Source organism: Brenneria izadpanahii, assembly GCF_017569925.1.
In the GTDB taxonomy this organism is placed as follows: Bacteria; Pseudomonadota; Gammaproteobacteria; order Enterobacterales; family Enterobacteriaceae; genus Brenneria; species Brenneria izadpanahii.
Window position 1 is genome coordinate 1,607,490 of the sequence record NZ_CP050854.1, and the last position, 26,488, is coordinate 1,633,977.

At 53.0% G+C, this 26,488-nt stretch carries 21 protein-coding genes; 17 read left to right on the forward strand and 4 right to left on the reverse strand.

Annotation, left to right across the window (positions count from 1 at the left end; all coding sequences use genetic code 11):
- Positions 1 to 433: 433 nt before the first annotated feature.
- The 5 genes from eat (at position 434) to yfcD (ending at position 5,552) form a co-directional block, all read left to right on the forward strand.
- Entirely contained in the window at positions 434 to 1,819 is a 1,386-nt protein-coding gene (gene eat, locus HC231_RS07145) for an ethanolamine permease (protein ID WP_208230369.1), read from the forward strand.
- A gap of 177 nt (positions 1,820 to 1,996) precedes the next feature.
- Positions 1,997 to 3,388, forward strand: coding sequence for an ethanolamine ammonia-lyase subunit EutB (locus HC231_RS07150; RefSeq protein WP_208230370.1), 1,392 nt, complete (start codon positions 1,997 to 1,999; stop codon positions 3,386 to 3,388).
- Complete coding sequence (gene eutC, locus HC231_RS07155; protein WP_208230371.1) at positions 3,385 to 4,179, forward strand: ethanolamine ammonia-lyase subunit EutC; 795 nt, start codon at positions 3,385 to 3,387, stop codon at positions 4,177 to 4,179. The genes HC231_RS07150 and eutC overlap by 4 nt, the downstream gene beginning before the upstream one ends.
- 135 nt (positions 4,180 to 4,314) lie before the next feature.
- Positions 4,315 to 4,866: a phosphodiesterase gene (gene yfcE, locus HC231_RS07160; RefSeq protein ID WP_208230372.1), complete on the forward strand. Its 552-nt coding sequence runs from the start codon at positions 4,315 to 4,317 to the stop codon at positions 4,864 to 4,866.
- Positions 4,867 to 4,940: 74 nt separating this feature from the next.
- The gene (yfcD, locus tag HC231_RS07165; protein ID WP_208230373.1) at positions 4,941 to 5,552 is read left to right on the forward strand and encodes an NUDIX hydrolase YfcD; all 612 of its coding nucleotides are present in this window, start codon (positions 4,941 to 4,943) and stop codon (positions 5,550 to 5,552) included.
- Positions 5,553 to 6,022: 470 nt separating this feature from the next.
- On the opposite strand, the gene pta is transcribed toward yfcD, so the two are convergent.
- The gene (gene pta, locus HC231_RS07170) at positions 6,023 to 8,164 is read right to left on the reverse strand and encodes a phosphate acetyltransferase (protein WP_208230374.1); all 2,142 of its coding nucleotides are present in this window, start codon (positions 8,162 to 8,164) and stop codon (positions 6,023 to 6,025) included.
- 77 nt (positions 8,165 to 8,241) lie between these two features.
- On the reverse strand, positions 8,242 to 9,444 hold the full coding sequence (ackA, locus tag HC231_RS07175; protein WP_208230375.1) for an acetate kinase: 1,203 nt from the start codon (positions 9,442 to 9,444) through the stop codon (positions 8,242 to 8,244).
- Positions 9,445 to 9,873: 429 nt separating this feature from the next.
- Between ackA and yfbV the strand changes: the two genes are divergently transcribed.
- The 4 genes from yfbV to HC231_RS07195 all read left to right on the forward strand — a co-directional run bounded on the left by yfbV (position 9,874) and on the right by HC231_RS07195 (position 13,692).
- Positions 9,874 to 10,332 (forward strand): terminus macrodomain insulation protein YfbV, encoded by a 459-nt coding sequence (gene yfbV, locus HC231_RS07180; RefSeq protein WP_208230376.1) that lies wholly within the window; start codon positions 9,874 to 9,876, stop codon positions 10,330 to 10,332.
- 155 nt (positions 10,333 to 10,487) lie between these two features.
- Complete coding sequence (locus HC231_RS07185; RefSeq protein ID WP_208230377.1) at positions 10,488 to 10,982, forward strand: YfbU family protein; 495 nt, start codon at positions 10,488 to 10,490, stop codon at positions 10,980 to 10,982.
- Positions 10,983 to 11,003: 21 nt separating this feature from the next.
- Positions 11,004 to 11,657 (forward strand): sugar phosphatase, encoded by a 654-nt coding sequence (locus HC231_RS07190; protein WP_208230378.1) that lies wholly within the window; start codon positions 11,004 to 11,006, stop codon positions 11,655 to 11,657.
- 202 nt (positions 11,658 to 11,859) lie between these two features.
- A complete protein-coding gene (locus HC231_RS07195; protein WP_208230379.1) occupies positions 11,860 to 13,692 on the forward strand; it encodes an SLC13 family permease in 1,833 nt (610 codons plus the stop codon).
- Positions 13,693 to 13,722: 30 nt separating this feature from the next.
- Here HC231_RS07195 and yfbR read toward each other — a convergent pair whose 3' ends face one another.
- Both yfbR and HC231_RS07205 read right to left on the reverse strand, forming a co-directional pair.
- On the reverse strand, positions 13,723 to 14,322 hold the full coding sequence (yfbR, locus tag HC231_RS07200) for a 5'-deoxynucleotidase (RefSeq protein ID WP_208230380.1): 600 nt from the start codon (positions 14,320 to 14,322) through the stop codon (positions 13,723 to 13,725).
- Positions 14,323 to 14,444: 122 nt separating this feature from the next.
- On the reverse strand, positions 14,445 to 15,659 hold the full coding sequence (locus HC231_RS07205; RefSeq protein ID WP_208230381.1) for a pyridoxal phosphate-dependent aminotransferase: 1,215 nt from the start codon (positions 15,657 to 15,659) through the stop codon (positions 14,445 to 14,447).
- A 493-nt stretch (positions 15,660 to 16,152) separates the two neighbouring features.
- On the opposite strand from HC231_RS07205, the gene lrhA reads away from it, so the two are divergent.
- From lrhA to nuoH, 8 genes are all read left to right on the forward strand, one after another.
- A complete protein-coding gene (gene lrhA, locus HC231_RS07210; protein ID WP_208231245.1) occupies positions 16,153 to 17,052 on the forward strand; it encodes a transcriptional regulator LrhA in 900 nt (299 codons plus the stop codon).
- A gap of 675 nt (positions 17,053 to 17,727) precedes the next feature.
- Positions 17,728 to 18,168 carry an NADH-quinone oxidoreductase subunit A gene (locus HC231_RS07215; RefSeq protein WP_208230382.1) on the forward strand — a complete coding sequence of 147 codons (441 nt, stop codon included), beginning with the start codon at positions 17,728 to 17,730 and terminating at the stop codon, positions 18,166 to 18,168.
- Between the two features lie 16 nt (positions 18,169 to 18,184).
- The gene (locus HC231_RS07220) at positions 18,185 to 18,859 is read left to right on the forward strand and encodes a NuoB/complex I 20 kDa subunit family protein (protein ID WP_208230383.1); all 675 of its coding nucleotides are present in this window, start codon (positions 18,185 to 18,187) and stop codon (positions 18,857 to 18,859) included.
- A gap of 98 nt (positions 18,860 to 18,957) precedes the next feature.
- Positions 18,958 to 20,757, forward strand: a complete 1,800-nt coding sequence (nuoC, locus tag HC231_RS07225) for an NADH-quinone oxidoreductase subunit C/D (RefSeq protein ID WP_208230384.1) — start codon at positions 18,958 to 18,960, stop codon at positions 20,755 to 20,757.
- A gap of 2 nt (positions 20,758 to 20,759) precedes the next feature.
- Positions 20,760 to 21,308 carry an NADH-quinone oxidoreductase subunit NuoE gene (gene nuoE / locus HC231_RS07230; protein WP_208230385.1) on the forward strand — a complete coding sequence of 183 codons (549 nt, stop codon included), beginning with the start codon at positions 20,760 to 20,762 and terminating at the stop codon, positions 21,306 to 21,308.
- On the forward strand, positions 21,305 to 22,654 hold the full coding sequence (gene nuoF / locus HC231_RS07235; RefSeq protein WP_208230386.1) for an NADH-quinone oxidoreductase subunit NuoF: 1,350 nt from the start codon (positions 21,305 to 21,307) through the stop codon (positions 22,652 to 22,654). Before nuoE ends, nuoF begins: the two co-directional genes overlap by 4 nt.
- A 127-nt stretch (positions 22,655 to 22,781) precedes the next feature.
- Positions 22,782 to 25,508 (forward strand): NADH-quinone oxidoreductase subunit NuoG, encoded by a 2,727-nt coding sequence (gene nuoG, locus HC231_RS07240; protein WP_208230387.1) that lies wholly within the window; start codon positions 22,782 to 22,784, stop codon positions 25,506 to 25,508.
- A complete protein-coding gene (nuoH, locus tag HC231_RS07245; protein WP_208230388.1) occupies positions 25,505 to 26,482 on the forward strand; it encodes an NADH-quinone oxidoreductase subunit NuoH in 978 nt (325 codons plus the stop codon). The genes nuoG and nuoH overlap by 4 nt, the downstream gene beginning before the upstream one ends.
- Positions 26,483 to 26,488: the final 6 nt, after the last annotated feature.

The window sequence follows — 26,488 nt, forward strand, 5'->3', positions numbered from 1 at the left end:
GTTATCAGCAATGCCGCCGCAGGCGCGCGCATCTGCGCTCCGGCGCATTTTGCGGCGTAAGCGCACCGGGAGCCGCACTATATTTTTTATCACAGCACCAGTGGTTTTGGCCGTCGCTGCGCTTTATGCCGTTCAGGGTATAGGTTATCAACTCTGGCGGGAGTGCGTGAAATCTATCGGGTATAAGCCCTCTTTTGTTGTCTGTGATAAGAGAAAGATAAGCAGGACGCGGCGCTCTGTCGCCCCAAAATAGTGCGCGCCCTTAAATTACGCACCAAACGCATCATTGTGGATCGTGACGCGTTAACGTGGTGCGCCGAAGGCGGCAATCCATTTTTCGGAACCGCATTTTGCTGATATCCGCTTTTCTCTGGTATCTGGTACGCTCTTTGCAATACCCCTGCATATTTTATTGAAATCAGGGGATGGCTAGATGAAAAATAATAAGGCAGAACCAGGATTAAAACGTACGTTAGGTAGTTTTCATCTATGGGGCATTGCCGTTGGCTTGGTAATTTCGGGGGAATACTTTGGCTGGAGTTATGGCTGGGCGCAGGCCGGTACGCTGGGCTTTCTAATAACCGCGCTGGCGATCGCCGCCATGTATTGCGCTTTTATCTTCAGTTTTACCGAGTTGACCACATCAATACCGCATGCCGGAGGGCCGTTTGCCTACGCTTACCGCGCTTTTGGCCCAACCGGCGGCTTCGTCGCCGGGTTTGCAACGCTGATTGAATTTGTATTTGCGCCGCCGGCTATTTCGATGGCTATCGGCGCCTATCTGAACGTGCAGTTTCCGTCGCTGGATCCGAAGTGGGTCGCCGTCAGCGCTTATCTGATTTTTATGGGGCTGAATATTCTCGGCGTTGGCATCGCCGCCACGTTTGAATTGATGGTGACTTTGCTGGCGATTTTTGAATTGCTGGTGTTCATGGGCGTGGTGGCGCCAGGTTTCGAATGGAGCAACTTTACCAATCTGGGCTGGGCCGGTTCTGATGGATTTAGCTCGGCGGCGGTCTCCGGTATTTTCGCCGCGATCCCGTTCGCCATCTGGTTCTTCCTGGCGATTGAAGGCGCGGCGATGGCGGCCGAGGAAGCGAAAGATCCCCGCCGCACCATCCCTCGCGCCTTTATCTGCGGCATTCTGACGTTAACCCTTTTGGCGGTAGGCGTCATGCTGTTTGCGGGCGGCGTGGGAGACTGGCGTCAACTGTCGAATATCAACGATCCGTTGCCTCAGGCGATGAAATTGATTGTCGGCCATAACAGCGGTTGGCTGCATATGCTGGTATGGCTGGGGCTGTTCGGCCTGATTGCGTCGTTTCACGGTATTATCATGGGATATTCTCGTCAAATCTTCGCGCTGGCGCGCGCGGGGTATTTGCCGAAGCCTTTGGCGCGCATCCACACGCGTTTCCGTACTCCCCATCGGGCGATCCTGGCGGGCGGGGTTGTCGGTATAGCCGCGATTTTCTCTGATTCGCTGGTGACGATCGGCGGGCAGCCGCTGACCGCCAATATTGTAACCATGTCGGTGTTCGGGGCGATTGTGATGTATATCATTTCGATGGCTTCACTCTTCAAACTGCGTCGCAGCGAACCTGCGCTGAATCGTCCGTTTCGCGCCCCCTGGTATCCGTTTGCCCCGGCTTTTGCGCTGGTAATGGCGGTAATCTGTCTGGCTGCTATGGTTTATTACAATACCTTACTGGCAACGATTTTTGCCGCCATGATGTTGGTCGGCTATGGCTGGTTCCGTCTGACCAGCGCAGCGCGCGATTCCGCTGAGCTTGATCCGCAACTGACCGTGTCCAAATAAGCGTCCGGTGATAATTTTCACCGTGATATCGAGATATTCTGGCCTGTCACGAGATGAGGCGTCCCCGGCGGGAGCCTCATCCTCTCGTTCAGCCGATATCGATAAGCGTCAAATACCGAATAAACACGGCCCGCTGCTTTCATTGCGGGCTGTTGCCAACATGATCGAGGCGAAAGTATGTATCAGACTACGCTGAGTCACCGTAATTACCGCTTTAATGATTTGCGTGAGCTGATGGCGAAGGCATCACCGGCGCGCTCCGGCGATATTCTGGCCGGCGTGGCGGCAGAAAGCGCGGAAGAGCGGATGGCTGCCCGCATGGCGCTGGCTGACCTGCCGTTGGGCGTTTTTTTGCAGCAGGCATTGATTCCTTATGAGCAGGATGAGGTAACGCGGCTGATTATCGACAGCCACGATCGGGAGGCGTTTAGCCTTATTTCTCACCTGACGGTGGGCGATTTTCGCGACTGGTTGTTAAGTGAAAGCACCGATGGTGCGTTGCTGGCCCAGGTTGCTCCGGGGATTACGCCGGAAATGGCGGCGGCCGTCAGTAAAATCATGCGTAACCAGGATCTGATCCTGGCGGCTAAAAAATGCCGGGTAGTGACAAAATTTCGTAATACCATTGGGTTGCCGGGCCACATTAGCGTGCGGCTGCAACCTAATCATCCGACCGACGATCAGAAAGGCATCGCCGCCAGTATGCTGGACGGATTGCTGTACGGCAGCGGCGACGCGGTGGTCGGCATTAACCCCGCCAGCGACAGCCTGCCGCTGCTGGAGAAGCTGAACTACATGCTGGATGATGTGATCGGCCGTTTTGAAATCCCGACCCAGTCTTGCGTGCTGACGCATGTCACCAATACTTTACGGCTGATGGAGAGGGGCGCGCCCGTTGATCTGGTGTTCCAGTCGATTGCAGGAACCGAAGCGACCAATGCCAGCTTCGGTTTTAATTTGGCTACGCTGGAAGAGGCGCATCAGGCGGCTTTAAGCCTGAAGCGCGGAACGCTGGGCAACAACGTGATGTATTTTGAAACCGGGCAGGGCAGTAGCTTATCCGCCAATGCGCATCACGGTGTCGATCAGCAAACCTGCGAAGCCCGCGCTTACGCGGTGGCCCGACGCTTCTCTCCGCTGCTGGTGAATACGGTGGTGGGATTCATCGGCCCTGAGTATCTGTATGACGGCAAACAGATTATCCGCGCCGGTCTGGAAGACCATTTCTGCGGCAAGCTCTTGGGCGTCCCCTTGGGATGCGATGTGTGTTACACCAATCACGCCGAAGCCGATCAGGACGATATGGATACGCTGTTAACGCTGCTGGCCAATGCCGGATTGACCTTCCTGATGGGCGTTCCTGGGGCTGACGATATCATGCTCAACTATCAGAGCACCTCTTTCCACGATGCGCTATATATCCGTGAACTGCTGGGGCTGAAACATGCGCCGGAGTTCGGCGCATGGCTGGAGCAGATGAGGATCATCGATACGCAGGGACGGTTGTGCGACCCCGGCAGCCAGCATCCGCTGTTACAGCATCAACCCTATCTGGAGAAGAGCGTATGAGTAAGGTAATCCACGCCAATCCCTGGGAAACGTTGCGTGAGTACACCAATGCACGCATTGCTTTGGGACGCACGGGAGCCAGTATGCCGACCAGCGAGCTGCTGAAGTTCGGTATGGCGCATGCGCAGGCGCGCGACGCCGTTCACCAGGCATTTGACAGTGAAACGCTTGCCGGCCAGTTGGAACAAGCGGGGCTAAAAACCCTTACGGTGCACAGCGCGGCGGAAAATCGGCAACAATATCTATGCCGGCCGGATTTAGGCCGCCGCCTTTCCGCCTCAAGCCGCGAGCTGTTGTCATCAATGCCCGGCAAACCCGCTGATTTACTGCTGGTGGTGGGAGACGGTTTATCGTCCAAGGCGGTGCACCGGCAGGCTGCGCCGCTGATAAAAGCCTTATTGCCATATATTTCCCAATTAGAGCTGTCGCTGGCTCCGGTTGTACTGGCGCACCAGTCCAGGGTGGCGTTGGGCGACGACATCGGCGAGTGTTTACAGGCCAAAGCGGTCGCCATCCTGATTGGCGAACGTCCCGGACTTTCTTCGCCGGATAGCCTGAGCGTCTATATGACCTGGGGGCCGAATATCCGGCGGTTGGAGTCGGAGCGTAACTGTATTTCCAACATTCGTCCTGAAGGACTGGATTATCCCCTGGCCGCATTTAAGCTGGCCTGGCTGCTGGAGCAGAGTTTCCAGCGCCGGCTATCGGGCGTGCAGCTTAAAGATGAAAGTGATAATCCTGCGCTGCATGGGCGGATTGCGCCGCCATCTTCCTGGTTATCGTCACGCTAGCGGTAATGCCTTGGTTGCGAGGGAAAACAGGGCCGCTGCGGCGTTGTGATTTATCCTGAATTGGTAGTAAGACCGACCTCGCAACTTTGTTAAACTATACCCGAATTGCAACTTCAAGTAAGAAGGGTATACACGATGAAATTGATGTTTGCATCAGACATACACGGATCTTTAACCGCCACGGATCGGGTATTGGCTATTTTTGAACAAAGCGGCGCCGAGTGGCTGGTTCTCCTGGGCGATTTTCTTAATCACGGCCCACGCAATCCGCTGCCTGAAGGCTATCAGCCCTCGGAGGTCGCCGCCCGGCTGAATGCTTATGCCTTACGTATTATTGCGGTGCGGGGAAACTGCGACAGCGAGGTGGATCAGATGCTGCTGAGCTTTCCGGTGACGGCGCCTTGGCAACAAGTGCTATTGCCGCAAAATCGTCTTTTCCTGACGCATGGCCACCTCTATCATCCTGACAATCTGCCGCCATTAAATGAAAATGACGTGTTGGTTTATGGTCATACGCATATTCCGGTGGCGGAAAAACGGGGTGGCCTATACTACTTTAATCCCGGCTCGGTCAGTCTTCCCAAAGGGGGCTATCCCGCCAGTTACGGGATGCTGGAGCAGGGAACCTTACAGATTTGTCCGCTGCTCGGTGGCGAGCCTATTGCGCAGGTGACCATTAGGCATTAATTTAGCGGACAGTCAAAATCAGTTATTTAAAACAGACGCGCGTAGCAACGCGCCACACTAAAGGGTTTCAGAGGATGGCGGAACAAAGTCAGTCAGCAGGCACAGAGTGGGTTGATATTGTCGATGAGAACAATGAGGTCATCGCCCAATCGAGTCGTCAGCAGATGCGTGCTCAGTGTCTGCGCCATCGGGCTACCTATATCGTCGTGCATGACGGTATGGGGAAAATCCTGGTTCAGCGCAGGACTGAAATCAAAGACTTCTATCCGGGATGGTTGGATGCGACGGCCGGCGGCGTCGTACAAAGCGGTGAAAATATGCTTGAGTCTGCCCGCCGCGAGGCGGAGGAGGAGTTGGGTATTGCCGGCGTACCGTTTGCAGAACATGGTTTGTTTTACTATGAAGCAGATAACTGCCGTGTGTGGGGCGCGTTATTCAGTTGCGTGACTCACGGGCCGTTTGCTTTGCAGGAAACGGAAATTGATGAAGTAAGCTGGCTGTCTCCAGAGGAGATCACGGCGCGTTGTGATGAATTTACGCCGGATTCCCTCAAGGCGTTGTCGCTGTGGTTAACGCGTTACAATGACCAAAACTACGGTAAGCCGCTGACGCCGCGTGAAAACGGCGCTGATAGTGATGGTCCGAGCCGTTCTGAAAATGACGGCTTTATCGAACTGGAAAAATAAGGTTTTCTATCAGCGTGATGATGGTTAGCCGCTAAATCCCATAACCATTCTCGCCCGTTGTCGTCATTCCCGGCAATCTGGGAATGACGACAACGGGCAGAGTGAGTTTGAATCAGCCCCTGCTTTTCCGAAAGTCAGGGGCTGATTGCCGAAATATGGACTGATATCTATTAGCCCGTGTGGCTAACGGACAATAATCCCCAGCAGAATTCCCAACGAACCGAAGTCCGAATCACTGAATGGCAGCGAGAATTGCGATCAAACTTATCCGGTATTGACGTCGGTGAGGGGTGATTATGAACGAATAGGATGGGCGGCTGGCAAGCTGCTGACATCAATGCTCAAGAATGGTGTGGAAGAGCCGGTTGGCCGTTCGTGCTGTTATCGGTTTGAACCCGGAGCAAGCAGTTAATACGTGCGCGCATAAAAAAATCCCCGCAGGCGCGGGGATTGGTCTGTCGGACGGAGACTTAAAGCTGAGTCGCTTGAATCGCCGTCAGCGCAACGGTGTAAACGATATCGTCTACCAGAGCGCCGCGGGACAGGTCGTTTACAGGTTTACGCATACCCTGCAGCATTGGCCCGATGGAGATCAGGTCTGCTGAACGCTGTACCGCTTTATAAGTGGTGTTGCCGGTGTTCAGATCGGGGAAGATGAACACGGTGGCTTTACCCGCAACCGGCGAGTTCGGCGCTTTGGATTTCGCTACGTCGGCCATGATGGCGGCGTCATATTGCAGCGGGCCGTCAATAACCAGATCGGGACGTTTTTCCTGCGCCAGTCGGGTTGCTTCGCGCACTTTCTCAACATCGCTGCCGGCGCCGGAGTTACCGGTGGAGTAGGAGATCATGGCGACGCGTGGGTCGATGCCGAAAGCGGTTGCCGAATCCGCAGACTGGATCGCGATTTCAGCCAGCTGTTCCGCTGTCGGATCCGGGTTGATGGCGCAGTCGCCGTAAACCAGAACCTGTTCAGGCAGCAGCATGAAGAAAACGGAAGATACCAGCGAGCTGCCCGGCGCGGTTTTGATCAACTGCAGCGGCGGACGTATGGTATTGGCGGTGGTATGTACCGCACCGGAAACCAGACCGTCGACTTCGCCTTGTTCCAGCATCAGGGTTCCCAGAACCACGTTGTCTTCCAACTGTTCGCGGGCAACCACTTCGGTCATGCCTTTGTTCTTCCGCAGTTCAACCAGACGAGGAACATAACGTTCACGAACGGCTTCAGGATCGACGATTTCAATGCCTTTACCTAGTTCTACGCCCTGTGCGGCTGCAACGCGCTGGATTTCTTCCGGATCGCCCAGCAGCACGCAGTGGGCGATACCGCGTTCGGCACAGATAGAGGCCGCCTTAACGGTACGCGGCTCGTCGCCTTCCGGCAGGACGATACGCTTGCCGGCTTTACGCGCCAGTTCGGTTAACTGATAACGGAACGCCGGCGGAGACAGGCGGCGAGAACCTTCGGATTCAGCGCTCAGCGAGTCAATCCAGCCGGTGTCGATATGGCGAGCGACATACTCTTGTACTCTTTCCACACGCTGGTGGTCATTGGCCGGCACTTCGAGGCTGAAGCTTTGCAGGCTGAGAGAGGTCTGCCAGGTGTTGGTTTTCACCATAAAGACCGGCAGACCGGTCTGGAACGCGCGTTCGCACAGTTTGCTGATGCTGGGGTCCATTTCATAGCCGCCGGTCAGCAGAACCGCGCCGATTTCCACGCCGTTCATGGCGGCCAGACAGGCGGCGACCAGAACGTCAGGACGGTCGGCAGAGGTGACCAGCAGCGAGCCTGGGCGGAAATGCTCCAGCATGTGGGGGATGCTGCGCGCGCAGAAGGTCACGGATTTGATGCGGCGCGTCTGGATATCGCCTTCATTGATGATCTTGGCGCCCAGGTGATTAACCATATCAATCGCGCGGGTGGCGATCAGATCGAAATTCCACGGAATAGCGCCCAGCACCGGTAACGGGCTGTTGGCAAACAGCTGGCGTGGATCGACGTTCGCGACGTTAGCTTTGCTGGAGTCGTCAAAGATTTCAGACAGGTCGGGGCGGGTACGGCCCAACTCATCCACTGGCGCGTTCAGTTTGTTGATGATGACGCCGGTGATGTTTTTATTTTTGCTGCCGCCGAAGCTGGAACGAGCCAGTTCGATGCGTTCTTTCAATTGGGCCGGCGAGTCGTTGCCCAGCGCGATGACAAAGACGATTTCCGCATTCAGGGTTTTGGCGATTTCATAGTTCAGCGCATTGGCGAACTGATGTTTGCGCGTAGGAACCAAACCTTCAACCAGAACCACTTCCGCATCTTTGGTGTTTTCATGATAGCGGGCGATGATCTCTTCCATCAGCACGTCTTGCTGATTGGAGCTCAGCAGGGATTCTACGTGGCTCATCTGCAGCGGTTCGGCCGCATTGATCGTGGAGGAGTTGGCGCGAATGATGGTGGTGGTCTGGTCCGGCGCTTGGTCGCCAGCGCGGGGCTGGGCGATCGGCTTGAATACGCTCAGACGTACACCTTTTTGCTCCATGGAACGAATGACACCCAGGCTGACGCTAGTCAGGCCGACGCTGGTGCCAGTTGGAATTAACATGATTGTCCGGGACACGGCTAAACCTCTTTACGGTTGCTCGTTAGTCAAAAACAACTCCGTCAGCCTAGGCTGACGGAGTTGAGATTCGAATTTTACGCTGTCAGACGGAGGGCGTCTTGAGCGATAACCAATTCTTCATTGGTTGGAATAACCAGCGCTGGGCGGCTGCCATCTTTAGCGATATTACCGCCGTTGCCAAAGCGGGCTGCCAGGTTACGTTCATGATCGACTTCAAACCCTAACAGACCCAGTTTGTTCAGCGTCAGTTCACGTACCATCGCTGCGTTTTCACCAATACCGCCGGTGAAGACGACAGCATCCAGACGGCCTTCCATCAGCGCGCAGTATGCGCCGATGTATTTGGCCAGACGATGGCAATATACGTCCATTGCGCGTTTAGCGTCTTCTTTGGACATATAGTTTTCTTCAACGTAGCGGCAATCGCTGGTGACTTCGGTCAGACCTAACAGACCGGATTCTTTCGTCAGCAGTTTATTGATTTGCTCTACGCTCATGCCCAGTGAATCATGCAGGTGGAAAACGATCGCTGGGTCGATATCGCCGCTACGGGTACCCATCACCAGACCTTCCAGCGGGGTCAGGCCCATAGACGTATCAACACATTTGCCGTTGCGTACCGCGGTAACGGAACCGCCATTGCCCAGGTGACAGGTAATGACGTTCACTTCTTCTACCGGTTTATTCAGCGCTTCAGCCGCACGTTGGGTTACAAAGTAGTGGCTGGTGCCGTGTGCGCCGTAACGGCGAATATGGTGGTCTTTATACAGTTTGTACGGCAGTGCATAAAGATAGGATTCTTCCGGCATGGTCTGATGGAAAGCGGTATCAAATACGGCTACATTTTTATCAGCCAGTTTCGGGAATGATTTTAATGCTTCGGCGATGCCGATCAGGTGGGCCGGGTTATGCAGCGGCGCAAAAGGTATGGCTTCCTTGATACCCTGCAAGACGCTATCGGTGATAACCGCGGACTGAGTGAATTTTTCACCGCCGTGAACGATGCGATGGCCGATAGCAACCAGTTGAGCGGACAGCTCCGGTTTCTGGGAAAGAATGGTATTAACGATGAAGTTCAGCGCCTCGCTGTGAGCAGCGCCAGCACCCAGTGCGGCTTCTTGTTTACCCCCATCCATTTTCCACTTGATGCGGGCTTCGGGAAGGTGGAAACATTCGGCCAGACCAGACAGGTATTCCTCCCCGTTAATCGCATCGATGATGGCAAACTTCAGAGATGAACTACCACAGTTAAGAACCAGTACTAACTTACTCGACATGGAAGTACCTACTTGTTATATATGGTTAAAAAAATGCCAAACGGAGCATAGCGTAACGTATCTCATGGTTGGCATTTATGATTAAAATCACACCCCGGTGTGATACACCCGATATGACGGTGAAAAAAGCATCAATATTATCGAGTATGTTATACCGTATTTACAGTATAATAACACGATGAAGGCCTTATGAGGTCCGCAGTCAAGGGAGCGCAGAACCATACCGCCGGTGGCTGTTTACAATTTTTTTCGCAGGAAGCGTATCCCATGCGTCTAAGCCATACTGCGTCAGTAAAATAAGACGGCTAAAAGGCCGGACTAGGATACCGATAGCGTACGGCAAACACAAAATATATTTTAACATTATCAAATTGAGTTGTTGATTTGTGCGAAGATTTTATTTTTTATCTGTAAAGTTGAGGTGTGACTATGGCAACGAAACCTAGCGGTCGAATCAGTTGGCTACAGTTACTCCAGCGTGGGCAACATTATATGAAAACCTGGCCTACGGATAAGCGCCTGGCTCCGGTCTTCCCCGAGAACCGGGTGGCGAGGGCGACTCGGTTTGCCATTCGGTTTATGCCGCCGCTGGCGGTGTTTACCCTGACGTGGCAAATTGCCCTCGGAGGACAGATCGGCCCGGCCGTCGCCACCGCGCTTTTTGCCTGTAGTTTGCCGATGCAGGGGCTGTGGTGGTTAGGGCGCCGCTCTGTTACTCCGTTGCCGCCCACGCTATTGCAGTGGTTTCACGATATCCGCCATAAGTTGCTTGAGTCCGGTCTGGCGCTGGCTCCGCTGGAGGACGACGCCCCAACCTATCAGACCTTGGCGGATGTGTTGAAACGCGCCTTTAAACAACTCGATAAAACATTTCTGGACGATCTGTGATCTCCATCAGACAGATGATGGGCGGAATGCTATTTTTCCCCTCCTGCTGTTTCAAATCAAAAAATCGGGTGCTACGGCTATCTCGATGCGATGCAGTATGCGATTCTTTTTCAAAATAATTGTTGGTATGCCGGAATGAGGTTCAGGAGAGCACGATGGAAATGACGAATGCCCAGAGATTGATCCTTTCAAATCAATATAAAATGATGACGATGCTTGATCCGGAGAATGCTGAACGCTATCGCCGGCTGCAAACCATCATCGAACGCGGTTATGGTTTACAGATGCGGGAACTGGATCGTGAGTTCGGCGATTTGAGTGAAGATGTCTGCCGTACCATTATCAACATTATGGAAATGCACCATGCATTGCAGGTGTCCTGGGGAAATCTGAAGGACAAACAAGGGATTGACGAACGCCGCCTGACATTCTTAGGCTTTGATGCCGCAACGGAAGCCCGTTATCTCGGTTTTGTCCGCTTTATGGTGCATGTGGAAGGACGCTATCCGCATTTCGACTCGGGAACACATGGTTTTAATGCGCAGACAAAAATGTGGGATAAATATGCCAGAATGCTGGCTGTCTGGCAGTCTTGCCCGCGCCAATATCACTTGAGCGCGGTTGAGATTGCACAGATCATTAACGCCTGATTGATTGCAAAGGGGTTTTTTGTGGAGTGTAAAGGTTTTCTGTTCGATTTGGATGGTACGCTGGTCGATTCATTGCCGGCAGTGGAGCGATCCTGGACTCTCTGGGCGAAAGAGCATGGTATCGAACCACAGGAAGTTCTCGACTTCATTCATGGCAAACAGGCGATAACCTCTCTGCGCCATTTCCTCAAAGGCGAGAGCGAGGAAACCATTCAGCGGGAATTCGCAGCGTTGGAAAAAGTAGAAACGACGGATACGCAGGGCGTTGTTGCCATGCCCGGCGCTAAAGCGCTGTTGGTGAGGCTGGATGAGCTGGGTATTCCCTGGGCGATTGTTACCTCAGGTTCGGTGCCTATTGCGAGCGCTCGTCATAAGGCGGGTGAATTGCCGATGCCAAAAGTCTTTATTACTGCGGAGCAGGTGGCGCGGGGCAAACCGAATCCTGATGCCTATTTACTCGGCGCTCAGCGTCTGGGCCTGAAACCGGAAGAGTGCGTTGTGGTTGAAGATGCTCCCGCCGGCGTGTTATCCGGCCTGGCTGCGGGTTGTCAGGTTATCGCGGTCAAGGCGCCGGCGGATACGCCGAAGCTGGATCAGGTCGATCTGATTTTGGATTCGCTGGAACAATTGCGGATAGAGACGTCCGCTGATGGCGCTCGCATTATCACTAATTAGCGATGACCGCTAACTTACTGATAAAAGTGCTGCTAAATATGATCAAACCTCGCGTCTGCGGGGTTTTTTTATGGCAGACTACTGCGGTCTGCCACTCTTCTGATTGACGCTGGGCGGCATTTAAAAATGCACCGGCACTTTCTATGACATTCCGTAGGCATACATACCTATCAATGAATATCTTTCCGTCAGGGGAACCGTTTTGAATAGCGAACTTCTCTGGGTCTTATCCCTGTTGCTGATCGCCATTGTGTTGTTTACCACCAATAAATTACGCATGGATGTTGTTGCGCTGTTGGTCATTATTGCTTTTGTGCTGAGTGGAACACTGACGCTATCTGATGCATTGATAGGCTTTAGCGATCCCAACGTGATTCTGATTGCGGCATTGTTTGTTATTGGTGAAGGCTTGGTTCGTACTGGCGTGGCCTATCAGGTCGGCGACTGGCTGGTGCGCGCAGCCGGCCAGAGTGAACTGAAAATGTTGGTGCTATTGATGGTCACGGTTGCGCTGCTGGGCGCATTTATGAGCTCGACCGGCGTGGTGGCGATCTTTATTCCAGTGGTGCTTAGCGTTTCGGCGCGGATGAAGACATCCCCGGCGCGGTTGCTGATGCCGCTGAGCTTCGCCGGGCTGATCAGCGGGATGATGACGCTGGTGGCCACCCCGCCCAACATGGTGGTAAACAGCGAGCTAATGCGGGAAGGCATCGCCGGGTTTGGATTTTTCAGCGTGACGCCGATTGGCATCGTGGTGTTGTTGATTGGCGTCGCTTATATGATGGTGGCCCGATATCTGCTCAGTGACGCCAATGCGGAAGCGACAAAAGATATCTGGAAAAGAAAAACCTTCCGCGATCTGATCAGAGATTACAAACTAACGGGCAGGGCGCGCCGTTTGGCCATCCGTCCGGGCTCTCCTTTTATTGGCCACCGGCTTGACGATCTGCGGCTACGTCAACGTTATGGCGCGAATATCGTCGGTATTGAACGCTGGCGTAAGTTTCGGCGCGTCATGGTCAGCGTGGCGGGGAATACCGAACTGCGGCTGAATGATGTTTTGCTGATTGATATGTCCACCTCCGATGTCGATTTGCGTGAATTCTGTACGTCGCAGCGTCTGGAGCCGATGGTACTGCGCGGGGAGTATTTCTCCGAGCAGTCGCGTGACGTGGGGATGGCGGAAGTCTCTTTAATCCCTGATTCCGAACTGTTGGGTAAAACGCTGTACGAGGTCGGCTTTCGCAGCCGCTACGGTTTGACGGTGGTGGGGATCCGCCGCAATGGCGAAGCCATGGACGGGATCCTGGCCGACGAGCAGCTCCAGTTGGGCGATATTCTGTTGGTTATCGGTGACTGGCGCATGATTCGGCAGTTACATATGCAGAAAAACGATTTTCTGTTGCTCAATTTGCCTGCGGAAGTGGATGACGTGGCGCCGGCCATCAGCCAGGCGCCCCATGCGCTATTCTGCCTGGCTTTGATGGTCGCCATGATGCTGACCGACGAAATCCCTAATGCTATTGCGGCGCTGATCGCATGTTTGCTAATGGGTAAATTCCGCTGCATTGATATGGAAAGCGCCTACCGATCGATTCACTGGCCCAGTATCATTTTGATTGTGGGGATGATGCCATTCGCTCTGGCGTTGCAGCAAACGGGCGGCGTTACGCTGATCGTTAACGGGCTGATGGATATAGCGGGAGATTCCGGGCCTCATGTGATGTTGGTGTGCTTATTTGTTCTGTGCGCCGTTATCGGTCTGTTTATCTCCAATACCGCGACGGCCGTGTTGATGGCGCCCATTGCCGTTGCCGCGGCGAATCAGATGGGCGTCTCTCCTTATCCGTTTGCGATGATCATTGCGATCGCCGCTTCCGCTGCCTTTATGACTCCGGTTTCATCGCCGGTGAATACTTTGGTGCTGGCGCCGGGAGGATATAAATTCGGTGACTTTTTGCGTATCGGCGTACCGTTTACGGTGCTGGTCATGATCGTCAGCGTGATGATGGTGCCGTGGCTTTACCCTTTCTGATAGGCGCGAGCTTATCGGCATTGATATCGGTTACAGCGGTGAATCCTGGCTTATTTCGTCCAGCGATAAACTAAAACTCGGAATGAACACGGTCATAAAGTAGTCCATCTCCGGGCTTTGACGTTGCTGTAACGTTTTTTCCAGCCGGGCTTTGGCTAACGTGAATTCAGTGTTGCCTGCTGACAGTTCTTCCAGACATTTCAGGTAGGCGCACAGCGCATCGGCCTGCTTGACGATGGCCCGCTCATCTTCGCTCATATGCTGTTCGTCCAGCAGCGATTGATAGTCCTGCTGTAATTCCGCCGGCAGCATATCGATCAGTTTTTGCCGGGCTATCTTTTCGATCTTTTTATATTCGTGGGCGATCTGCGCATTGTAATACTTGATGGGCGTCGGCATGTCGCCGGTCAGAACCTCGCTGGCATCATGATACATCGCCAGTAAGGCAATACGTTCGGCATTAAGGTTGCCATTGAATTTACGGTTTTTTATCACCGCCAGCGCGTGGGCGACAAAGGCAACCTGCAGGCTGTGCTCTGATACATTTTCCGTGCGGACGTTACGCATCAGCGGCCAACGGCTGATGAGTTTCAGACGGGATAAATGGGCGAAAAAGTGACTCTGATTCATAACAATCTCTCAGACAACAGCACAATGGGAATCTATTGTGGCACTTGGCGGGGATTATGCAAACCATCCGGCAACTCCCCGGCGCCGGCGCGACGACCATTGCCGGGCGCGGGGGAGAAGCGCTACTGGCGATAGTGTTCCAGGAAGCGGCCCAGCTTATGCACCGCCATATCCAGTTCGTCAATACGGGGCAGGGTGACGATGCGAACATGGTCCGGGTTGGGCCAGTTAAACGCCGTTCCCTGAACCAGCAGGACTTTTTCCTGTAGAAGAAGATCCAGCACTAATTTCTGATCGTCATGAATATTAAAACGTTTGGCGTCGATACGCGGGAACATATAGAGCGCGCCTTGCGGTTTGACGCAGGATACGCCGGGGATCTGATTAATCAACTCCCAGGCTCGATTCCGTTGTTCATATAACCGCCCGCCCGGCTGAATGAATTCGCTGATGCTTTGATAACCGCCGATGGCGGTCTGAATGGCATGCTGCATCGGCACGTTGGCGCACAGGCGCATGGATGCCAGCATTTCCAATCCTTCAATATATCCCTTGGCATGTTTTTTCGGCCCGTTCAGCACCATCCATCCCTGACGGAAACCAGCCACGCGATAGGTTTTTGATAAGCCGTTGAAGGTGACGGTTAATAAATCCGGCGCCAGAGCGGCGATAGAGTGGTGCTGGGCATCGTCGTACAGAATCTTGTCGTAGATCTCGTCGGCGAAGATAATCAGGTTATGTTCGCGGGCGATTTCCACTATTTCCAACAGTAGCGCTTTGCTATAAACCGCGCCGGTCGGATTGTTGGGGTTGATAATGACGATGCCGCGGGTGTGCGGCGTGATTTTTTTACGGATGTCGTCGAGGTCGGGAAACCAGTCTGAGGACTCATCACACAGATAATGTACGGCATTGCCATTGGATAGCGATACGGCCGCGGTCCACAGCGGGTAATCCGGCGCCGGAACCAGCATCTCGTCCCCTGTATTCAGCAATGCCTGCATGGATTGCACAATCAGTTCGGAAACGCCGTTGCCGATGTAGACATCTTCGACGTTCATATCACGCATATCTCTGGCCTGATAGTGCTGTACGATGGCTTTGCGCGCGGAGTACAGCCCTTTGGAGTCACAATAACCCTGTGCCGTTGGCAGATTGCGAATAACATCAACCAGGATTTCGTCGGGGGCGTCAAAACCGAAAGGAGCCGGATTGCCGATGTTCAGCTTAAGTACTTTATTGCCTTCTTCTTCAAGACGTTTAGCTTCCTTGAGAACCGGACCGCGGATGTCATAGCAGACATTCTCCAGCTTCTTGGATTTTTCAATCGGGGACATAAATATCACAAACCTTTTGCGGGAAAAGCGTATTCCTATATGGAATAGCATAACCTGCTCAATGTACTCCTCCCGTAATACCTTTTGAAGAATGATTATCGCTTTCCCTGCAAATTATTTCGCTTATGCACTATACGGTTGTGTACTAGTCCGCTGGTGCGATACTGTAGGGGGACGAGTGATTTCGCATCAGTCGAGACGGCATTTGCTATGAAAATAGATGTCTGGTTATTAAAAAATGGAGAACATTTATTTTACAGAATGAAAAAAGAAAAGTGATTTATCAGATTAAAAATTCAAGGAGGTGAAGCATTTAAAACAATGACGGCTCATCAATTGAAAAGGCGATTGTGGTAACGAAATATAAGTATTTTTTTGCCCTTATGGTGCGTCTGCGATAGTGTCTTTAAAATGTATGGGTTGTTACCATTACATGTAATAAAACACCAGGATTTTTTTTGTCAAAAATTAAAATAGATAAGTGATGAATCGTATGACCAACGCAAATCGACCAGTAATTAATCTCGATCTTGATCTATTGAGAACGTTTGTCGCTGTTGCAGATTTGAACACTTTTGCAGCCGCTGCTGTTGCTGTTCGCCGAACCCAATCGGCCGTCAGCCAACAAATGCAACGTTTAGAGCAACTCATCGGAAAGGAGCTGTTTGCCCGTCACGGGCGTAATAAGCTGTTGACCGAACATGGCATCCAGTTTCTTGGATATGCGAGAAAAATATTACAGTTTAATGACGAAGCATGTACTTCATTAATGTTCAGTGATATTCAGGGTGCGCTCACCATCGGCGCTTCTGATGATACTGTTGATGCAATTCTTCCTTATATTTTACACCGGGTAACATCTGTTTTTCCTAAATTATCGATAGACGTTAACGTAACGCGCAGTGCGGAAATGTTGGAGATGCTACATCAAGGGAAAATTGATCTGGTGATTACCACGATGAACAGTATGGTATATCCCCATGTCTTATTACGGACCTCTCCAACGTTATGGTATTGCGCTGTTGATTATCAATTTAGACCGGAGGAACCTGTCCCGCTTGTTGTTCTGGATGATCCTTGTCCTTTTCGGACGTTGGCTTTGGAATATTTGGATGCGGTGGGGATCCCCTGGAAAATCGCCTATGCGGCATCAACGTTATCAGCCGCCCGCGCCGCTGTTAAAGCAGGCCTGGGTGTAACGGTGCGTTCGGTTGAGATGATGAGCCCGGGGTTAAGAGTGTTGGGTGAGGAGGATGGATTGCCCAGACTGCCGGAAACGCGTTATTACCTGTGTAAGAACCCGCATCATGAAAATGATCTGTCAACAGCGATTTTTAATGTGATCGGTACAGGCAAGAAATCTCATGAGCCTGTAGTCGATGAGTCATTATAAAGACACTGTATAATATTGTATGAATGTGTAACGGTCAGACATTGTTCCGGGCAAAGGGAATTGCCCGAATAATGACCGCGGTTGACTTACTTGCGTTGCCGTCGATAAACGCATTTTCATTCCGGCTGTCTGCCTCCCATCGTTCCGTCACGGTAAAAGAGTGAGGAATGTCACACACTTACCGCTTCATTTTTTATAAAACGCTGGTTCTTTTTTTTAAACCGTCGTTGTAAATTTTTTTTACTAGTGCGAGTTTTTTCACCGCCGGTTTTTTTACTAACTAAATTCCAAAAAATGTGTTCTGAGTCAAAAAATGCCCTTAATAACACTATGGGTGAACAGGAATCCATTTTGAAAATGGTATAGTGGCGGGGTGAAGCTGAGTTGAAGGTGATACCAATTTGTTAACGAACAACAAGCATTGACTCGATTTAGCTGGAAACGAGAATGTGAGTGTTAACAAAACTGTGTGCATGTAAACTGATATACTGTTACCTTTAGTAAGGTTGAAAAAAGGTTACAGAATTAGGGGCTCGATCATAACAAATGCCCGTTGACCTGACACGTTTCCGTGCGTTTTGTATGGTCTTTTATCCTTCCTTTTAATCGATGTGGTGCTTAGCTGCCGATAAAGAGCAGATGTTACTAGCCACTTTTGATGAGTAAGCAACGAGTATGTCAACAACTACAGAAGTCCTCGCCCATCATTGGGCATTTGCGCTATTCCTGATTATTGCCGTGGGCCTGTGCGGCTTCATGCTGACAGGCGGCTTTTTGCTCGGTGGTAGGGCAAGGGCCAGAGCCAAAAACGTACCTTATGAATCAGGGATTGACGCGGTAGGTTCAGCGCGTATGCGCCTGTCTGCCAAATTTTATCTGGTAGCCATGTTTTTCGTCATCTTCGATGTTGAAGCCTTATATCTTTATGCCTGGGCCGTCTCTATCAGAGAAAGCGGCTGGGTTGGCTTTATCGAAGCAACCATTTTCATTTTGGTGTTGCTGGCCGGTTTGATCTATCTGGTTCGAATTGGGGCGCTGGATTGGATCCCCGCGCGTTCCAAAAGACAGGTCGTTAAATCGGACATCATGAACATTACCAACAATCATCAGCAGTAACAGCGAGGCATTTAAGATGGACTATACGCTCACCCGCATAGAGCCGGACGGTGAGAATGACCGTTATCCCCTGCAACGGCAGGAGATCGTTTCCGACCCTCTGGAGCAGCATGTTCACCGCAGCGTTTATATGGGCAAGCTGGAGCATGCTCTTCATGATACGGTGAACTGGGGTCGTAAAAACTCTCTTTGGCCTTATAACTTCGGCCTTTCCTGTTGCTACGTTGAAATGGTGACATCCTTTACCGCCGTACACGACGTTGCCCGTTTTGGTTCTGAAGTATTGCGTGCGTCGCCGCGTCAGGCCGACTTCATGGTCGTGGCGGGAACCTGCTTTACCAAAATGGCGCCGGTTATCCAACGGTTGTATGAGCAGATGCTCGAACCCAAGTGGGTTATCTCCATGGGCGCCTGCGCGAACTCCGGCGGTATGTACGATATCTACTCTGTCGTGCAGGGCGTCGATAAATTCCTGCCTGTCGATGTTTATATCCCTGGTTGTCCGCCTCGTCCCGAAGCGTATATGCAGGCGCTGCTGCTGCTGAAAGAATCAATCGGCAAAGAGCGTCGGCCTCTGTCATGGGTCGTGGGGGAGCAAGGCGTTTATCGTGCCAATATGCAGTCTGAAAAAGAACGTAAACGCGGTGAGCGTATCGCAGTGACCAACCTGCGTTCGCCCGACGAGATTTGACCTGTAGGTGATGAGATTTCCGGCTGCGTAATATCACGATAATAGTGTGCGGCCACAATCAAATACAGAAATAGCACATTTAATGTGGTGACATATTTATGACAGATTTAACGACGCACGATATCGCTATGCCTGCCTGGCAAACTCGCGATCACCTTGATGATCCGGTCGTTAGCGAACTGTGCAACCGTTTTGGGCCAGAAGCATTTACTGTACAGGCGACACGCACGGGTTTTCCCGTTGTGTGGGTTAAACGTGAGCAATTACTGGAAGTCGTTTCCTTCCTGAAAAAACAGCCGAAACCTTATGTGATGCTATTCGACTTGCATGGCATGGACGAACGTCTGCGTACGCATCGCGAAGGGTTGCCAGCCGCTGATTTCTCTGTTTTTTACCACCTGATTTCCATTGAACGCAACCGCGACATAATGTTGAAAGTCGCGCTGGTCGAAGGCGATATGCACCTGCCGACCATGACCAACCTGTTTCCCAATGCCAACTGGTATGAAAGGGAAACTTGGGAAATGTTCGGCATGACTTTTGACGGACACCCCCATTTAACGCGCATCATGATGCCGCATACCTGGGAAGGTCATCCGTTGCGTAAAGATTATCCGGCTCGCGCTACCGAATTCGATCCTTTCGTGCTGACCAAGCAGAAAGAAGATTTGGAAATGGAGTCGCTGACCTTTAAGCCCGAAGCCTGGGGCATGAAACGCGGCACCGAAAATGAAGACTTCATGTTCCTTAACATGGGGCCGAACCACCCTTCGTCGCACGGCGCTTTCCGGCTGATTCTGCAATTGGACGGCGAGGAAATACTCGATTGCGTTCCTGATGTGGGCTACCACCACCGCGGCGCGGAAAAGATGGGCGAGCGCCAGTCCTGGCACAGCTATATTCCTTATACCGACCGTATCGAGTATCTGGGCGGCTGTGTCAATGAAATGCCGTATGTGCTGGCCGTTGAGAAGCTGGCGGGCATCGAGGTGCCGGAACGCGTTAAAACGATTCGCGTCATGCTGTCCGAGCTGTTCCGCATCAACAGCCACCTGCTTTATATCAGTACCTTTATTCAGGACGTCGGCGCCATGACGCCGGTGTTCTTCGCCTTTACCGATCGCCAGAAAATTTACGATTTGGTTGAAGCCATTACCGGGTTCCGTATGCATCCCGCATGGTTCCGTATCGGCGGGGTGGCGCACGATCTGCCGCGCGGCTGGGAGCGTCTGCTGCGTGAATTCCTCGATTGGATGCCGTCTCGTCTGGACACCTACGTCAAAGCCGCATTGCAGAACACTATCCTGAAAGGCCGTACGCAGGGCGTCGCCGCCTACAATGCGAAAGAAGCGCTGGAGTGGGGGGTTACTGGGGCCGGCTTGCGCGCTACCGGTGTTGATTTCGACCTCCGTAAACGCCGTCCGTATTCCGGCTACGAAAACTTTGACTTTGAAGTGCCGGTTGGCAACGGCATCAGCGACTGCTACAGCCGCGTGATGTTGAAAGTTGAAGAACTGCGCCAGAGCCTGCGTATTCTCGAACAGTGTTTGAAGAACATGCCGGAAGGGCCGTTTAAAGCGGATCATCCGTTGACTACGCCGCCGCCGAAAGAGCGCACCTTACAGCACATTGATACCCTGATTAACCACTTCCTCCAGGTTTCCTGGGGGCCGGTAATGCCCGCTAATGAATCATTCCAGATGATTGAAGCCACCAAGGGTATCAACAGCTATTACCTGACCAGCGATGGCGGCACCATGAGCTACCGTACCCGTATTCGCACGCCGAGTTATGCGCATCTGCAGCAGATTCCGTCAGTTATCCGCGGATGTCTGGTATCCGATCTGATCGTGTACCTCGGCAGTATTGATTTTGTCATGTCTGATGTGGACCGCTAATTATGCACGATCATAACAACACTCCCGATCATATCGACGCTCAGGGTCAACCTGCCGCCGATTCACTGACGAAAGAAAATGTTTTTGTGCTGAGCGACGCAGAGCGTGATGCGATTGAGCAGGAAAAACACCACTATGAGGATGCTCGCGCCGCGTCGATCGAAGCACTGAAAATTGTGCAGAAACAGCGCGGCTGGGTGCCGGATGGCGCAATCAAGGCTATCGCCGATGTGCTGGGTATTCCTGACAGCGATGTGGAAGGCGTGGCGACGTTCTATAGCCAGATTTTCCGCCAGCCGGTGGGGCGTCATATCGTTCGCTATTGCGATAGCGTGGTTTGTCATATCAATGGCTATGAAGGCGTTAAGGCGGCTTTGGAGAGAAAACTCAGCATTAAGCCAGGGCAGACTACGTTTGATGGGCGTTTCACCCTTCTGCCAACCTGCTGTCTGGGAAACTGTGATAAAGGTCCGTCAATGATGATTGACGACGATCTTCACAGTCACGTGAAGCCTGAAGATATCGAATCGTTATTGGAGCAGTATCAATGAGTAAAAACATTGTCCTGACTGCTGAACAGCATCCTCTGACCTGGCGTTTGCGTGATGATAAACAGCCGGTATGGCTGGATGAGTATCGCAGTAAAAACGGCTATGCCGGCGCGAAGAAAGCATTAAATGGTATGGCGCAGGATGAGGTGGTTTCTCTGGTTAAAGACGCCGGTCTGAAAGGCCGCGGCGGCGCCGGTTTTTCGACCGGGCTTAAGTGGAGCCTGATGCCGAAAGACGAAAGCATGAACATCCGTTATCTGCTGTGCAACGCGGATGAAATGGAGCCAGGAACCTATAAAGACCGCCTTTTAATGGAGCAGCTTCCGCATCTGCTGGTGGAAGGCATGTTGATCAGCGCGTTTGCCCTGAAAGCCTACCGTGGCTACATCTTCCTGCGTGGCGAATATATTGAAGCGGCGGTGAATTTGCGCCGCGCCATTGAAGAAGCCAAACAGGCCGGTCTGCTGGGCAAAAATATTCTCGGCAGCGGGTTTGATTTCGAACTGTTCGTTCATACCGGCGCCGGTCGTTATATCTGCGGTGAAGAAACTGCATTGATTAATTCGCTGGAAGGACGTCGCGCCAACCCGCGCTCCAAACCGCCGTTCCCGGCATCGGCCGGGGCCTGGGGCAAACCGACCTGCGTCAATAACGTGGAAACCTTGTGTAACGTTCCGGCCATTATCGAGCACGGGGCGGAATGGTATCAGGGGTTGTCTGCGGGCAAGAGTAAAGATGCCGGCACCAAGCTGATGGGTTTTTCCGGCCGGGTTAAAAATCCGGGCCTGTGGGAATTGCCATTCGGTACCACTGCTCGTGAGATCCTTGAGGATTACGCCGGAGGTATGCGTGACGGGCTGAAATTGAAAGCCTGGCAGCCGGGCGGGGCCGGTACTGATTTCCTGACGAGCGATCATCTCGATTTGCCGATGGACTTTGAGAACATCGGCAAAGCAGGCAGCCGTTTGGGCACCGCGTTGGCGATGGCCGTCGATAACGAAATCAATATGGTTTCTTTAACCCGCAATCTGGAAGAGTTCTTCGCTCGTGAGTCCTGCGGCTGGTGTACGCCATGTCGCGATGGTCTGCCGTGGAGCGTGAAACTGTTGCGGGCATTGGAGCGCGGGGAAGGTCAGCCCGGAGATATAGAAACGCTGGAGCAGCTTTGCCGCTTCCTGGGGCCGGGTAAAACTTTCTGTGCGCATGCGCCGGGCGCCGTGGAACCATTGCAAAGCGCCATCAAATACTTCCGGAATGAATTTGAAGCGGGTATTTCTCCACAATATCTGGGTAACACCAAAGCGATTGCCGGTATTCAACCTAACTTGTTGAAAGAACGCTGGTAATAAATCGCCTGATGAGCTTGAGATGCAGTAAATGTATCCGCCGGGCGGCACCGACAAGCCGCCCTCATAAACAGAATTTTTGATTAGCGCCTGTGGCGACACGGGCCATTATGGAAGCATGCTGACTATGGCTACTATTCATGTAGACGGCAAAGAGTATGAAGTAAATGGAGCGGACAACCTTCTTGAAGCTTGCCTGTCTCTAGGACTTGATATTCCTTACTTTTGCTGGCACCCGGCGCTGGGAAGCGTTGGATCCTGCCGCCTGTGCGCGGTAAAGCAATACCAGAACGCGGAGGATACCCGCGGTCGGCTGGTGATGTCTTGCATGACACCGGCCACCGAGGGGACGTTCATTGCGATTGAAGACGAAGAAGCGAAGTTATTCCGCAAAACGATAGTCGAGTTTCTGATGACCAACCACCCGCATGACTGTCCGGTGTGCGAGGAGGGGGGAAACTGTCATTTGCAGGATATGACGGTAATGACGGGGCAGAATTTCCGCCGCTACCGTTTTACCAAGCGTACTCACCGCAATCAGGATCTCGGCCCTTTCATTTCTCATGAGATGAACCGCTGCATCGCCTGCTACCGCTGTGTTCGTTACTACAAAGATTATGCGGATGGCACCGATCTTGGCGTATATGGCGCGCACGATAACGTCTACTTCGGTCGTCTGGAGGATGGCGCGTTGGAAAGCGAGTTTTCCGGCAACCTGGTTGAGGTTTGTCCTACCGGGGTATTCACCGACAAAACGCATTCCGAACGTTACAACCGTAAGTGGGATATGCAGTTTGCGCCGAGCGTTTGCCAGCAGTGCAGCATTGGCTGCAACACCAGCCCGGGTGAGCGTTATGGCGAACTGCGGCGTATTGAAAACCGCTTCAACGGCAGCATAAACCACTACTTCTTATGCGATCGCGGCCGTTTTGGCTACGGTTACGTCAATCTGAAAGATCGTCCCAAACACCCGTTCCAACGCCGCGGCAATGACGTGATCGAACTGACGGCCGAACAGGCGGTGGACGGCGCGGCCGATCTGCTGCGTCGGGCGAAGAAAACCATTGGGATAGGCTCACCGCGCGCCAGCATTGAAAGTAATTTCGCGTTGCGCGAATTGGTCGGAGCGGAAAACTTTTACACCGGCATCGCCCGCGATGAACAAAAACGTCTGCAACTGATCCTGAAAGTGTTGCAGGAAGGCGGCGTGCGTACCCCGGCCCTGCGTGAGATCGAAAGTTACGATGCCGTTCTGGTGCTGGGCGAAGATTTGACGCAGACCGGGGCTCGCATTGCATTAGCGGTTCGCCAGGCGGTGAAGGGTAAAGCGCGTGAAATGGCCGCGGCTCAGAAAGTGGCTGACTGGCAGATAGCGGCCATCATGAACATCGGTCAGCATGCCAAACATCCTCTGTTTATCACTAACGTGGATAATACCCGCCTGGATGACATCGCCGCCTGGAACTACCGCGCACCGGTCGCCGATCAGGCTCGGTTGGGATTCGCCATCGCCCATGCGCTGGATGACAACGCGCCGGCGGTGACGGATCTGGCCGACGGGCTCGACCAGAAAGTGGATATCATCGTTCAGGCGCTGGTCGGCGCGAAAAAGCCGCTGATTATTTCCGGAACCAACGCCGGCAGTGAAGAGATTATCGCCGCCGCCGCCAACGTAGCGAAAGCGCTTAAGTCCCGCGGTTCTGATGTGGGTATCACCTTCGTCGCTTCCGCGGCAAACAGCATTGGTTTGTCGATGATGAGCGGCGGTTCATTGAATGATGCGTTGGCGCAGTTGGAAAACGGCGATGCCGACAGCGTCGTGGTGCTGGAGAACGATCTCTATCGCCATGCGCCTGCGGCGCGTATTGATGCGGCGCTGGAGAAAGCCGGCAATGTGATTGTGCTGGATCATCAGCGGACTCGCATCATGGATAAAGCCAGTATTGTTCTATCGGCGGCAAGCTTTGCGGAAAGCGACGGTACGCTAATTAACCAGGAAGGCCGCGCTCAGCGCTTTTTCCAGGTTTATGACCCCGCTTATTACGACAACAGCGTCGTGATGCTGGAAAGCTGGCGCTGGCTGCACTCGCTGTTTACTACCTATAACAGCCGTAAAATCGACTGGACGCAGCTCGATCATGTCATTGATGCCTGTATTGATGCGATGCCGCAACTGGCGGCGATTAAACAGGCCGCGCCTGATGCGTCGTTCAGAATTCGCGGGCAGAAGCTGGCGCGTTCTCCGAACCGCTCCAGCGGACGTACTTCAATGCGCGCCAATATCAGCGTGCATGAGCCGCGTCAGCCGCAGGATAAAGACACCATGTTCGCCTTCTCCATGGAAGGGAATAACAGCCCGTTAGCCGATCGCCAGCAAATTCCTTTTGCCTGGTCGCCGGGTTGGAACTCACCGCAGGCATGGAACAAATTCCAGGATGAAGTCGGCGGTCATTTGCGCCACGGCGATCCGGGGGTACGAATGATTGAAGCGGGCGAGGGCTCGTTGGCATATTTCGACAACATCCCGGCGGCGTTTGTCGCTCAATCAGGAAGCTGGCGTGTGGCACCGTATTATCACCTGTTCGGCAGCGATGAAATGTCGCAGCGTTCAGCGGTGATTCAACAGCGGATGCCCGAACCTTACGTCATGGTCAATCCGGCTGATGCGGCCGTACTGGGCGTCAATCCCGGCACGCTGGTCGAACTGCGCTGTGATGGTCAGACGTTGCGTTTGCCGCTGCGGTTAAGCGACGGGTTGAGTCAGGGACAGGTTGGTTTGCCGCTGGGGCTGCCGGGCATCGCGCCGGTGCTGGCGGGCGCAACCGTTGAAAGTCTGCGGGAGGCTGCACAATGAGTTGGTTAACACCGGATCTCCTGGAAATATTGAGTTCTGTTGGAAAGGCGGTCGTTATCCTGCTGGTCGTCGTGACCTGCGGGGCGTTTATGAGTATGGGCGAACGTAAGCTTCTGGGGTTGTTCCAGGGGCGTTACGGGCCGAATCGGGTAGGTTGGGGCGGTTCGCTGCAGCTTGTCGCCGATATGATCAAAATGTTCTTCAAAGAAGACTGGGTGCCAAGATTTACCGACAAAGTTATCTTCACTTTGGCGCCAATGATCGCATTTACCTCATTATTGCTGTCTTTCGCCATTGTTCCCGTCAGCCCGACCTGGGGCGTATCTGATCTGAACATTGGGATCCTGTTCTTCCTGATGATGGCCGGATTGGCGGTTTACGCCGTGCTGTTTGCCGGCTGGTCGAGCAACAACAAATACTCCCTGTTGGGGGCGGTGCGCGCTTCCGCTCAGACGCTGAGCTATGAAGTGTTTCTTGGCTTGTCGCTGATGGGGGTGGTCGCCCAGGCCGGTTCTTTCAATATGAATGATATTGTCGAATCGCAGGCGCATTTGTGGAACGTCATTCCGCAGTTCTTTGGCTTTATCACTTTCGCCATTGCGGGCGTGGCGGTGTGTCACCGGCATCCGTTTGACCAGCCTGAAGCGGAACAGGAACTGGCGGACGGTTACCACATTGAATATTCCGGGATGAAATTCGGGCTGTTCTTCGTTGGTGAATATATCGGTATCGTCACGGTCTCCGCGCTTATCGTCACTCTGTTCTTCGGGGGTTGGCACGGTCCGTTCCTGCCGCCGTTCGTCTGGTTTGCGCTGAAAACGGCCTTCTTCATGATGATGTTTATTCTGATTCGTGCCGCGCTGCCCCGTCCGCGTTATGACCAGGTGATGGCTTTCGGCTGGAAAGTTTGTCTGCCGATAACGTTACTGAACCTGCTGGCGACAGCCGCGGTCATTTTGTACAACGCTCAATAAGGGGTG